At 67.2% G+C, this 12,226-nt stretch carries 11 protein-coding genes; 3 read left to right on the top strand and 8 right to left on the bottom strand.

All coding sequences use genetic code 11. The features are described 5' to 3' along the window. The first annotated feature begins 55 nt into the window (after positions 1-55). The 3 genes from IE224_RS10520 to IE224_RS10510 all read left to right on the top strand — a co-directional run bounded on the left by IE224_RS10520 (position 56) and on the right by IE224_RS10510 (position 3,938). On the top strand, positions 56-991 hold the full coding sequence (locus tag IE224_RS10520; RefSeq protein ID WP_191310171.1) for a COG3650 family protein: 936 nt from the start codon (positions 56-58) through the stop codon (positions 989-991). 116 nt (positions 992-1,107) lie between these two features. Beyond that, positions 1,108-3,294 carry a YjbH domain-containing protein gene (locus IE224_RS10515; RefSeq protein WP_191310169.1) on the top strand — a complete coding sequence of 729 codons (2,187 nt, stop codon included), beginning with the start codon at positions 1,108-1,110 and terminating at the stop codon, positions 3,292-3,294. After that, positions 3,291-3,938 (top strand): YjbF family lipoprotein, encoded by a 648-nt coding sequence (locus IE224_RS10510; RefSeq protein ID WP_191310167.1) that lies wholly within the window; start codon positions 3,291-3,293, stop codon positions 3,936-3,938. The genes IE224_RS10515 and IE224_RS10510 overlap by 4 nt, the downstream gene beginning before the upstream one ends. Positions 3,939-3,968: 30 nt before the next feature. Here IE224_RS10510 and IE224_RS10505 read toward each other — a convergent pair whose 3' ends face one another. The 8 genes from IE224_RS10505 to IE224_RS10470 all read right to left on the bottom strand — a co-directional run bounded on the left by IE224_RS10505 (position 3,969) and on the right by IE224_RS10470 (position 12,170). Further along, the gene (locus IE224_RS10505) at positions 3,969-5,441 is read right to left on the bottom strand and encodes a mannitol dehydrogenase family protein (protein ID WP_191310166.1); all 1,473 of its coding nucleotides are present in this window, start codon (positions 5,439-5,441) and stop codon (positions 3,969-3,971) included. Positions 5,442-5,471: 30 nt separating this feature from the next. Then, complete coding sequence (locus IE224_RS10500) at positions 5,472-6,245, bottom strand: L-iditol 2-dehydrogenase (protein WP_191310164.1); 774 nt, start codon at positions 6,243-6,245, stop codon at positions 5,472-5,474. Further along, complete coding sequence (locus IE224_RS10495) at positions 6,245-7,246, bottom strand: ABC transporter ATP-binding protein (protein ID WP_191310162.1); 1,002 nt, start codon at positions 7,244-7,246, stop codon at positions 6,245-6,247. Before IE224_RS10495 ends, IE224_RS10500 begins: the two co-directional genes overlap by 1 nt. 11 nt (positions 7,247-7,257) lie before the next feature. Next, positions 7,258-8,082 (bottom strand): carbohydrate ABC transporter permease, encoded by an 825-nt coding sequence (locus tag IE224_RS10490; protein WP_167621591.1) that lies wholly within the window; start codon positions 8,080-8,082, stop codon positions 7,258-7,260. A gap of 10 nt (positions 8,083-8,092) precedes the next feature. Next, entirely contained in the window at positions 8,093-8,962 is an 870-nt protein-coding gene (locus IE224_RS10485) for a carbohydrate ABC transporter permease (RefSeq protein ID WP_191310161.1), read from the bottom strand. Between the two features lie 96 nt (positions 8,963-9,058). Continuing rightward, on the bottom strand, positions 9,059-10,381 hold the full coding sequence (locus IE224_RS10480) for an ABC transporter substrate-binding protein (protein ID WP_191310159.1): 1,323 nt from the start codon (positions 10,379-10,381) through the stop codon (positions 9,059-9,061). 158 nt (positions 10,382-10,539) lie between these two features. Beyond that, positions 10,540-11,499: a sugar-binding transcriptional regulator gene (locus IE224_RS10475; RefSeq protein WP_167621588.1), complete on the bottom strand. Its 960-nt coding sequence runs from the start codon at positions 11,497-11,499 to the stop codon at positions 10,540-10,542. Then, entirely contained in the window at positions 11,496-12,170 is a 675-nt protein-coding gene (locus tag IE224_RS10470; RefSeq protein WP_167621587.1) for an HAD family hydrolase, read from the bottom strand. Before IE224_RS10470 ends, IE224_RS10475 begins: the two co-directional genes overlap by 4 nt. Positions 12,171-12,226: the final 56 nt, after the last annotated feature.

Raw genomic sequence — 12,226 nt, 5'->3', positions numbered from 1 at the left:
CGCGCCCGGCGGTTGCTAACGCTGGCGTGACAGTGATCCCAAAGAAGGCTGACCGATGACACCGCGTCTTGCACTCATCGCGCTGATGACCCTGCCGCTTGCCGCCTGCGAGGGCGTCAATCTTCCCACCATCGGCGGCGCCGAGCCCGAGGTTCAGGGCCACCAGGGTCCTCCGGGCGTGTCGCCGCTGGAGCAGCCGATCGAAACCGGGGCCGAGGCGCGGCCCGTGTCCACGGCCGAGGCAGCCACCTACAACACCGCGGCCTTCAGCGCGCGCGGCAACGAGCCTTTCTGGGCTGTCGACGTCGCCGGCAGCACCGCGATCTACAAGACCCCTGACAACCAGAACGGCCGCCCGATCCGCGTGAACCGCCTGAATTTCGCGCAGGGCGTCGAATATGTGGGCGTGCATTCCGGCCGTCCCTTCGTGCTGAACATCCGCGCCGCCGCCTGCCAGGACAGCATGTCGGGCGACAGGTTCCCCTTCACCGCGCGCCTGACCGTGTCGGGCCGGACCGAGGCCGGTTGCGCGGGCCCCGCCGCGGCCGAGGTGGCCCAGGCCGTCGCCGCGACCCGCGCCCCGGCCCCTGCAGCGCCGCGCACAGCCCCGGTCGCCAGCCGTCCCGCCGCCGCACGCCCTGCGCCGGCCCCTGAGGCCACGCCAGCCGCGACCGAGGCCGAACCGGCAGAAACGCCGGCAGCGACCCCCGCGCAAACGCCCGCAGCCACCCCGGCGCCGGCCGCGCCTGCGCCTGCGCCTGCGCCTGCGCCTGCGCCTGCGGCGGCGCCTGCGGCGGCGACCCCGGCGGCACCCGCGGCCACCGCTCCGGCGTCCGAGGGCACGGCAAACCTGCCCCCCGCCCCCGAGGCGGATGCAGCGCCCGCAGACCCGGCACCGGCCGCGACCATCGCGCCGCGCCTGCCCGCTGCCCCTGCCGCGACCCCGGAAGCGCCCGCCGGCGAACCGGCTGCCACCCCGCCCGCGGAATGACGGCCTGACCGTCCTGCGGCATCCATGACGCATCTGGCCCGCCATGATGCGCCGACGGGATGCCAGCAGGGCGGTTTGCCCTTATGATCCGGTCCATGTTGAACGAGGACAAGCCGATGCGCCGATCCCCCATCCTGAGACGCCTGCTGGCGACGACCCTGCCCGCCGCCATGGTGCTGGGATCGGTCAGCACAACCGCCATCGCCGAGCCGATGTACGGCCGCACCATGTCCACCTATGGCCTGCCCGGCGGCATCGACACGCCCACGGCCGAAACGCTGCCAGACGGCACGCTGGGGGCGACGGTTTCCTGGTCGGACTACGGGCGGCGGTCCAGCGTCCTGTTCCAGGCGCTGCCGGGACTGACCACGGTCTTGCGCTATTCGCGGGTCGAGGGGATCAACGACGGGCGCAGGAACGGGTATATCTCTGACCGGTCGCTGGACCTGCGCTATCAGTTTCTGGACGAGCAGGGCTGGCGCCCTGCCGTCGCGGTGGGCTTGCAGGACTTCCTGGGCACTGGCGTCTATTCGGGCGAATACATCGTCGCGACCAAGTCGGTCACCCCGGCCATCCGCGTCTCGGCGGGCCTGGGCTGGGGCGTTCTGGCGGGCAAGTCGCGCACGATCGATTCAGGCGACGAAGGCGGCACGCCGAATGTCGATGACTGGTTCCGCGGCGGCGCGCGACCCTTTGCATCGGTCAGCTGGCAGGTCAACGACCGCCTCAGCCTGGTGGCCGAATATTCCAACAACGACTATGTCACCAGATACAGCGACGGCCAGGTGGCCCAGCAGGGCAACGAGCCCGGCAACGGCCTGAACCTGGGCGCCTATTACAGCTTTGGCGACAGCTACCAGGTCGGCCTTTATTCCATCGGCGGAGAAACCTTCGGCGCACAGTTCTCGGTCGCGCTGAACCCGCGCCAGGCGCCCTATCCGTCAGGGCTGGAAAAGGCGCCCGCCCCGGTCCGGCCGCGCCCCGCGCCCCAGGCCGATCCCGACGGATGGTCGGGTGTCTGGTCGCAGGATCCGACGGCGCAGCCCGCGATCCAGACCGCGCTTGGCGATGCGATGGCCAAGGAAGGGCAGATCCTGGAAAGCATGGCTCTGGGCCCCAACCGGGCCGAGGTCCGCCTGCGCAACCAGCGTTACATCAACCAGGCCGAGGCGATCGGGCGCACCGCGCGCCTGATGACCCGCGCCCTGCCCCCCTCGGTCGAGACCTTCGTCATCACCTCGACCGCGGACGGGGTGCCGACGTCCTCCGTCACCGTGCGGCGGTCCGACATCGAGCGGCTGGAGAATACCGAGGCCGGGCAGATCGCCGCCGCCTCGGCCCTGTCCGATGCCCCGGCGGGTGCACCGGGTCTGGTGCGCAGCGAAGGCGTCTATCCCCGCTTTCGTTGGGCCATCAAGCCTTATCTGGACCTGGGGATCTTCAGCGCCGAGGATGGCCTGACCCACGAGGTCGGCGCCGAAGCGCGCGCAAGCTACGAGATCATGCCCGGCCTGATCCTGACCGGCGCCCTGCGCCAGCGGGCCTTTGGCGACATCTATCAGCGTGGCCCGGGCAAGGGCCGCAACGACGGCAGCTTCTACGGTGTCGATGAATACCTGAACAACCCCGAGCTTGAGACGACACCCGAAGGCGTGCCGCGGGTGCGTTCGGACACGCGGATGTACACGGGCAACAAAAGCCCGGTGATCCCGGAACTGACGCTGGCCTGGTATGCCAAGCCCACGCCGACCGTCTATACCCGCGTGACCGCCGGCCTGCTGGAACGCGCCTATGGCGGCGTCTCGACCGAGGTTCTGTGGAAGCCCGCAAATTCCCCGCTGGCCTTCGGCGCCGAGGTGAACCGGGTCCGCAAGCGCGACTTCGACCAGTTGTTCGACTTCCGCGACTACGAGGTCACAATGGGCCATGTCTCGGCCTATTACGAATTCACGCAGGGCTTTACCGCGCAACTGGACGTGGGCAAGTACCTGGCGGGCGACAAGGGCGCGACGCTGACGCTGACCCGCGAATTCGCGAACGGCTGGCGGATCGGGGCCTATGCGACCAAGACGGATCTCTCGGCCGAGGAGTTCGGCGAGGGCAGCTTCGACAAGGGCGTGACCCTGTCGATCCCGCTGGGCTGGGCCTCGGGCCAGCCGTCGCGGGAACGGGTGCAGACCACGCTTCGGTCGCTGTCGCGCGACGGCGGCGCGCAGTTGAACGTGAACGGGCGCCTGTACGACCGCGTCAGGGACAGCCATTCCGTCAAACTCTATGAAGGCTGGGGGAGGTTCTGGCGATGAACGGCGCGTTGAAGATCACGCTGGCGGCGTCGCTGCTGGGCACGCTGGCAGCCTGCGGCAATGACCAGGACACGGGTGTCTTTGGCGTCCTGTCGCAGACGGCCGGGCAGGTCATGGCCGACCGCCGCGCCCCCGACCAGCCCGCCGCCCCGCCGAAATCGGCGCAGGACGCCGCGGCCGAGGCGCTGCGCGTCAACCCGGGCCCGCTGATCCAGGCGGGGTTCGAAAGCCTGGGCCGCACGCAGGTCATGGCGATGACGGGACAGAACGGCGCCATGCGCACCTACATGACGCCGGCCGAGGAGGCGCTTATCCTGCGCGGCGGGATGCTGGTGGGCACGCGTGGCCTGGGCAACGACCTGTCCGTGGCCGAGCCCGCGACCGAGGGGCTGATCCGCGCCGGCGCCGCTGGCACCGGCACGCGGATCATGCGCTATTTCGCGGGCGACGGGATCGAACGGCCGTTGCAGTTCACCTGCACCGTCGGTGCAGGCCCCGCCCCCGGCGTGACTGTGGAGAACTGCGAAGGCCACGGCACCACCTTCCAGAACAGCTACATGGTCCAGGGCGGGCAGATCGCCGTGTCGCGCCAATGGATCGGGCCGGCCCTGGGATACGTCACCATCCAGACGCTGCGCCCCTGACGAAGGACCGGCCCCTCGCGGGGCCGTTTCTCATGCGGCGGCCAGGTAGTCCCGGATAGCCGCGCGCACGCCCTGGTCCTGCACGATCTTCAGCCTGCGGGCGAAGGCCTGCCGAAAGCGCGGGTTTGCGGCCAGGGGCCCGAAGACGGCTTCATTCGCCAGGAAGGCCAGCGGGTCGCGGCGCGACGCGAGGGCATAGTCGCGCAGGGCATCGCTGTTGTCGTCATTGGGGGCGATCGCATGGCCGGCCTCGTCCGTCCGTTCGCAATAGCGGCACCAGAAGGCCACCTCTTGCGCCAAGCCCTCGATGTCGCGGTCGTCCTTCAGCGCGTCGGCCAGGGTCGGCAGGATGAACTTGGGCTGCCGGTTCGACCCGTCCAGGCACAGGCGCGGGATCGTGTCCCCCACCTCGGGGTTGGCAAAGCGGCTGACGATCAGGTCAAGGTAGTCGTCATAGCTGACGCCGGGGATGGGCTGCAGCGTCGGGATGATCTCTCGCATCTCCAACCCACGCAGCCAGTCCGCGACCTGCGGGTCGGCCATGGCGTCATGGACGAAATGGTGCCCCAGCAGCGCGGACGGATAGGCAATGGCCGCGTGCCCGCCGTTGAGGATCCGCAGCTTCATCAGCTCGTGGCGGCTGACATCGCTGACAAATTCAGCCCCGACCTTTTCCAGCGGCGGGCGGCCCTGGGGAAAGTGATCCTCGAGCACCCATTGGCGGAACGGCTCGCAGACGACGGGGGCGGCGTCGATGATGCCGAAGCGGTCGCGGACAAGCGTGCGTTCGCGGTCGGATGTGGCGGGCGTGATGCAATCGACCATCGAGTTCGGAAAGGCCACCTTGCGCCGGACCCAGTCGGCCAGCGACGGGTCCGACAGTTGCGCCAGTTCCGCGACGGTCCGGGCGCAGACATGGCCGTTTTCCGGAAGGTTGTCGCAGGACAGCACGGTGAAGGGCTCAAGCCCCCCGTCCCGCCGCTGCCGCAGCGCCGCCAGGATCATGCCGAAGACCGTGCGCGGCGCGTCCGGATGGGCCGCGTCATGTGCGATGTCGGGATGCGCGGCGTCAAAGCCATTGGTCTTGGCATCGACGTAATAGCCGCCCTCGGTGATGGTCAGCGACACGATGCGGATCGACCGATCGGCCATCGCCGCGATCACCGCCTGCGGATCGACCGGCACGAAATCGACCATCGACCCGATCACGCGGGCATTCAGCCCGTCCGGGTCCAGTTCGACAACCGTGGTCAGCCAGTCCTGCGCGGCCAGCCGGTCGCGCATCGCGGCATCGCCCTGCCGCACGCCTGCGCCGATCAGCGCCCAGTCATGGCCCTCGCCCGCCTCGAAAAGCTGGTCCAGATACCAGGCCATATGCGCGCGGTGAAAGTTTCCGACGCCGACATGGACGATCCCGGGGCGCAGCGCGGCGCGGTCATAGCCGGGGCGGCCCACTGCGTCCGGCAGGTGATCAAGGGCGGATGCGTTCAGTGAAACGGCCATGGCCGGAACCTTTCTTCTGGGGGACAAGCCTCAGCTCATCCAGTTGCCGCCATCGACGTTGTAGGTCTGGGCGACGATGTAGTCGGCATCACGCGAGGCGAGAAAGATCGCCATGCCGGTCAGGTCGGCGGCGGTGCCCATGCGGCCAAAGGGGACGGCCGCACCCACTTCGCGTTTTTTCTGGCCGGGGGCCTTGTTCTCGTATTTCGCGAAGAAGGCGTCCACGCCGTCCCAGTGTTCCCCGTCCACCACGCCGGGCGCGATGGCGTTCACGTTGATGCCGTGTTCGATCAGGTTCAGTCCCGCCGATTGCGTCAGGCTGATGACGGCGGCCTTGCTGGCGCAATAGACTGCCACCAAGGCTTCGCCCCGCCGCCCCGCCTGGGACGCCATGTTGATGATCTTGCCGCCCTTTCCGCGCGCGATCATGCCGCGCGCCACGGCCTGCATCATGAACAGCGGGCCCGAGACGTTGACCGCGAAGATGCGGTCGTAATCGGCGCGGGTGATTTCCACAATGGGGGCCGCGGTGAACAGGGCAGCGTTGTTCACCAGGATGTCAATGCCGCCGAATGCGCCTTCGACCTCGGCCACGCAGGCGTCGATGCTGGCCTGGTCGGTGACGTCCAGGCGCAACGCGATGGCGCCTTCGCCCATGCCGTCTGCCGCCTTCCGCGCCGCGTCGATGTTGATGTCGCAGATCGCAACGCGGGCACCCTCTGCCAGATAGGCGCGGGCAAATTCCAGCCCGATGCCGCGCGCGGCGCCGGTGATCAGCGCGCGCTTGCCGTCCAACCGTCGCATCAGATGCGGTCTCCGTTCTTGTCGAAGCGATGGATTTTCCCCTCGTCCGGGGTCAGCCAGACGGTGTCGCCGTGGTGAAGATCGACTTCGCCGGTGGACCGGACGGTGATGGTTTCGGCCAGGCCGGTGTCCTCGACATAGAAGAAGCTGTCCGATCCCAGGTGTTCGCTGACGCCGACGCGCCCCTTCCATTTGCCCTCGGTGGCCGAGATGCGGATATGTTCGGGCCGCACGCCGATGGTCTGGGCGCCGTATTCGGCCGCTGCCGCGCCCCCGAACAGGTTCATGCGCGGACTGCCGATGAAGCCTGCCACGAAGACATTGCGGGGGCTGTGATACAGATCCAGCGGCGACCCGACCTGCTCGATCCGGCCCGCCTGCAGCACCACGATCTTGTCGGCCATGGTCATGGCCTCGACCTGGTCGTGGGTGACATAGATCATCGTGGTCTTCAGCCGGTTATGCAGTTCGCTGATCTCAAGCCGCATTCCCACCCGCAGCGCGGCGTCCAGGTTCGACAGCGGCTCGTCGAACAGGAAGGCGGCCGGTTCGCGCACGATGGCCCGGCCGATGGCCACACGCTGGCGCTGGCCGCCCGAAAGCTGGCCGGGGCGGCGGTCGAGGTAGTTGGTCAGGTTCAGCGCCTTTGCCGCCGCCTCGATCCGGCGGTCCTGTTCGGCCTTGGGCACGCCCGCCATCTTCATCGGAAAGGCGATGTTCTTCCTGACCGACATATGCGGGTAAAGCGCATAGGACTGGAACACCATCGCCAACCCGCGCTTGGCCGGGGATGCTTCTGTCGCATCCGCCCCGTCGATCAGGATGCGCCCATCGCTCACATCCTCCAGCCCCGCGATCAGGCGCAGCAGCGTCGACTTGCCACAGCCCGAGGGACCCACGAAGACCACGAATTCGCCGTCGTCGATGGTCAGGTCCAGGGGCGGGATCACCTCGACCTCGCCGAACCGCTTGGCCACGCCCTGCAGGGTTATCTGTCCCATGAATGTTCCCCTTATTTCACGGCGCCGAAGGTCAGGCCCCGGACCAGTTGTTTCTGGCTGAACCAGCCCAGGACCAGGATCGGCGCGATCGCCATGACGGATGCCGCCGACAGCTTCGCCCAGAACAGCCCCTGCGGGCTGGAGAAGCTGGCGATGAAGGCCGACAACGGCGCGGCATTGGTGGTGGTCAACTGGATGGTCCAGAAGGCCTCGTTCCAGGCCAGGATGATGTTCAGAAGCAGCGTCGAGGCGATGCCCGGGATCGCCATGGGCGTCAGCACATACAGGATCTCGTCGCGCAGGCTGGCGCCGTCCATCCGCGCGGCTTCCAGGATCTCTCCGGGGATTTCGCGGAAATAGGTGTACAGCATCCAGACCACGATCGGCAGGTTGATCAGCATCAGCAGGACCGTCAGCCCGATCCGCGTGTCCATCAGCCCCGTGCGCAGGAAGATCAGGTAGATCGGCACCAGCACGGCCACGGCGGGCATCATCTTGGTGGACAGCATCCACATCAGGATGTCCTTGGTCCGCTTCGTGGGCGAGAAGGCCATGGCCCAGGCCGCCGGGATCGCCACGATCAGCGCCAGAAGCGTGGACCCCACCGCCAGGATCACCGAATTGGTGAAGGGCCGCCAGTAGTTGTTCTGGCTTTGCACCGTCTGGAAGCTTTCCAGCGTGAAGGACGGGATCAGGTCGAAGCCTGCGATGGCTTCCTGTTCTGTCTTCAGGCTGGTGATGATCGTGTAGAGGATCGGAAAGAAGATCAGCAGCGCCACGAACCAGGCGGCGACGGTCCAGCCGATGCGGGCGTTGCGGGATGTTGCGCGTGCCATGTTTGCCCCCTCAGTCCAGGTTCTTGCCGACGGCGCGCATCAGGAAGATGGCGATCAGGTTGGCCAGGATCACGGCGATGATGCCCCCCGCCGCCGCGCCGCCGATGTCGAAGTTCAGCCGGGCCGCGCGATAGATCAGGAAGGTCAGGTTGGTGGACGCAAAGCCGGGACCGCCATTGGTCGTGACCAGGATTTCCGCATAGATGCCCAGCAGGAAGATGGTCTGGATCAGGATCACCACGGTGATCGCCCGGGCCATGTGCGGCAGCACCAGATAAAGGAACCGCGCATAGGCAGGCGCGCCGTCCATCTCGGCCGCTTCCATCTGTTCGGTGTCCAGCGATTGCAGGGATGTCAGCAGGATCAGCGTGGCGAAGGGCAGCCATTGCCAGGCCACGATCAGGGTGATCGAGAACAGCGGATACTGCGCGAACCAGTCCACCGGGCTGGCGCCAAAGAATTGCGCCACGTCCGCCAGCACGCCGTATGAGGGGTGCATGATCATGTTCTTCCAGATCAGCGCGGCGACCGGCGGCATCACGAAGAAGGGGCTGATGACCAGGATCCGAACGATCCCCTGTCCCCAGATCGGCTTGTCGATCAGCAAGGCGATGGCGATGCCGCCGACGACCGTGATGAACAGCACCCCCAGCACCAGCACCAGCGTGTTCCAGATCGCCTCGACGAAGGCGGGATCGGTGTAGAAATACTGGTAATTGAACCACCCCGTCCAACTGGTCATGCCGGGGTTCAGCAGGTTGTAGTTCAGGAAGGAATAATACAGCGTCATGCACAGCGGCACGATCATCCAGATCAGCAGAAGGATGATCGCGGGCGCCCGCATCAGCCGGGCAAGCCCTTGGGTCTGGCGTGTGGCCATGGCGGAAAGCTCCCTTGTCGGCCGGGCATGTGCGCCCCGAAGGGGCACCGCCCGGAGGAGGGCCGGACGGTGCCTGACAGGTGACGGTGGAACTCGTTACTTGATGTAACCGGCGCGGGTCATCTCGCGCGTGGTATTGGCCTGGGCGGCTGCAAGGGCGTCTTCAGCCGACATCTGCCCGGCAAGCGCCGCCGAGAACTGCTGGCCGACCGCCGTGCCGATGCCCTGGAACTCGGGGATCGCGACGAACTGGCCGCCCGTGTAGGGGATGTCCTGCACGGATGCCTTTTGCGTGTCCGCCGCATTGATCGCCGTCAGCGTCATGGCGGCAAAGGGCGCCTCGGCCTGATAGTCGGCATTCTCGTAAAGCGAGGTCCGCGTGCCCGGAGGCGCGGCGCGCCAGCCCTCTTTTTCGGCCACCAGCTCGGTATAACCCTTCGAGGTCGCCCAGGCGATAAAGGTCTTGGCCGCGTCCTGCGCGTCCGAGGATGCCGGGATGGCCAGGCTCCAGGCCCAAAGCCAGTTGCCGTGGTTGTCCACGCCTTCCTTGTTGGGGAACTGGGCAAAGCCCACGCTATCTGCCACGGTCGAATCCTCGGGGTCGGTCACGAAGCTGGCGGCGACGGTGGCGTCGATCCAGATGCCGCACTTGCCCTGCTGGAACAGCGACAGGTTCTCGTTGAAGCCGTTGGACGACGCTCCGGGGGGGCCGTATTCGTTCATCATCGTCAGGTAGTCGGTCAGCGTGGCCTTCCACTCCTCGCTGTCGAACTGGGGCTGCCAGTCGGTGTCGAACCAGCGTGCGCCATAGCTGTTGGCCATCGCGGTCAGGAAGGCCATGTTCTCTCCCCAGCCGGGCTTTCCGCGCAGGCAGATGCCGTATTGCTCGGCCGACTTGTCCGTCATCGCCTGGGCGGCATTCATGATGTCGGTCCAGGTCGGTTCCTCGGGGATCGTCACGCCCGCGGCTTCGGCCAGGTCGGTGCGATACATCACCATCGCGGATTCGGCGTAGAAGGGCGCGGCGTAAAGCTGGCCGTCGGCCGACAGCGCGTCGCGGACCGCCGGGATCAGGTCGTCGGCATCGTAGTCCGCGCCCAGGTCCAGCGGCACCAGCCAGTTCTGCTTGGCCCAGATCGGAACCTCGTAGGTGCCTATCGTCAGGATGTCGTATTGGCCACCTTGGGTGGCGATGTCGGTCGTCACGCGTTCGCGCAGGATGTTTTCCTCGAGCGTGACCCACTCGACGTTGATGCCCGGATTGGCGGCGGTGAATTCGTTGGTCAGGCCCTGCATCCGGATCATGTCGCCGTTGTTCACGGTCGCGATCGTGAGGGTGACATTGTCCTGCGCTGCCGCGATGCCGGCAGATGCGCACAAGGCCGTCGCGCCCATCAAGGCGCGGAAAGTGATGGTCATGCTATCCTCCCCAGGTCGTTTGGGCATTTGCCAAACCGACGGGCAAATATTCACAAAGGCCGTAGATTCTGTCAATCGCCAAAATTGCATGGCGAAACCGCCGCCTGATGCGAAACCGCCGCCTGATGGCGGGGGATCAAAGACAAGATGTCCCGGGATCAGTCGGCCAGCAGCCGTTCTGCTGTCGCCTCGGAGGTGACAAGCCCGTTCACCAGCCGGCCCACAAGCGCCGCCCTGATGGCGGGCACCTTTGCCTCACCTGTCGCAACGGCAATCACCGGGCGCTGCGAGGCGCGCGGCAGCGGGGCCGAGGCGACGCGGGCGTTGAAGGCGCAGTCGATGACCTGACCGCCGCGGTCGTAAACCCAACTGGTGATCTCACCCACCGCGCCCAGGGCGGCCAGTTCGTCCATCTCGGCCCTGCTGACGAAACCGTCCACGAACAGGGGGGCGCTGCGGTCCATCTGGCCGATGCCGACCAGCGACAGATCGGCCTGCTTGGACAGGCGGATGGTGTTGCGCACGGCATCCTGGCCGCGCATCGCCGCCAGTTCGGCCGGATCGCGCGCCAGCACCGGCAGGGGATAGGGGTAATGCGGCGCCCCGATCCGTTCGGCCAGGCTGATCGTGGCGTTATAGGGCGAGGCCGAGCCGTCCTGCATCATGTTTCCCAGCCGGGACACCACCACGTGCTGCGGGCAGGCCATGCGCGGCAGTTGTTCCACCGTGGCTTTCAGCGCCCGGCCCGTGCCCAGGCTGACAACCCGCCGTTCGGGCGATTTCAGCACCCGTTCCAGTTCCACCGCGGCGGCGATCGCAATGCCGGTCAGCAGGTCGGGGGCATCGGGGTCCGATGGCACGACCTCGCAGGATGCCAGCCCGAAACGATCCGCCAAGGCCTCGGCCAGATCCATGCAGCGCGCGATGGGATGATCGACGCGCACCTTGATCAGCTTCTCGCTGACCGCCATCGCGACCAAGCGCTGCGCGGATTGGCGGCTGACGCCCAGCTTGCGCGCGATCTCGTCCTGGGTGTTGCCTGCGACATAATAAAGCCAGCCGGCCCGCGCCGCATCGTCCAGGCGCACCGCCTCGGGGCTGAATCTGCCGGCGTTCACGGGGTCGACGCTCCTTCCTGTAGGCTTGCCAACAGTTGGGAGAATTCGTCCCAATTGTCAAAGGACCGCAGGCCCGGCGGCAAGGCCATCGGCTCGGCCCCGCGCAGATGGGCGCCGCCAGCGTAATGCAGGACCGCCATTCCGGCGGCAAGACCTGCGGCAATGCCGGGGGCGCTGTCCTCGACCACAAGTGTCCCTTCCGGCGCCGCGCCCATGCGTTGGGCGGCAAACAGGAACAGGTCGGGCGCGGGCTTGCCGCGGCTGACCTGACTGGCGGTGAAGACGCGGCCTGCGAACCGTCCGGCCAGGCCCAGGACCTCCAGCGTATGCGCGACCCGCTGCGGGCTAGAGGATGTGGCGATGCAGGCCGGAATCCGCAGGCCGTCCAGGATCGCCCGGACCCCGGGCGTCGGAAGCAGTTCCGTGGTAAAGCGGTCCAGCAGGCGCGCGCGGTAATCTGCCTCGAAGCTGTCGGGCAAGGGGCGGCCATGCGCCTGGCGAATCGTCTGCGCGACGGTGGGAAAGCTGCGGCCCAGGAAGTCGCGGCGCACGTCTGCGGGCGTCACGGCAATGCCCAGGGCCGCCAACTGGTCGATCAGCACGGATGCCGACAGGACCTCGCTGTCGGCGATAACGCCGTCGCAATCGAAGATGATCAGTCCGATGCCCATCGCCCTGCCCCCTGCGACGCCCCCTGCGACAGCGCTTGCGATAGCACAAGCAGCGG

It is taken from the genome of Paracoccus aerius, from assembly GCF_014656455.1.
Taxonomy (GTDB): Bacteria; Pseudomonadota; Alphaproteobacteria; order Rhodobacterales; family Rhodobacteraceae; genus Paracoccus; species Paracoccus aerius.
Note: the sequence above shows the minus strand (reverse complement) of the source record. Positions and strands in the feature narration are given on the sequence as shown.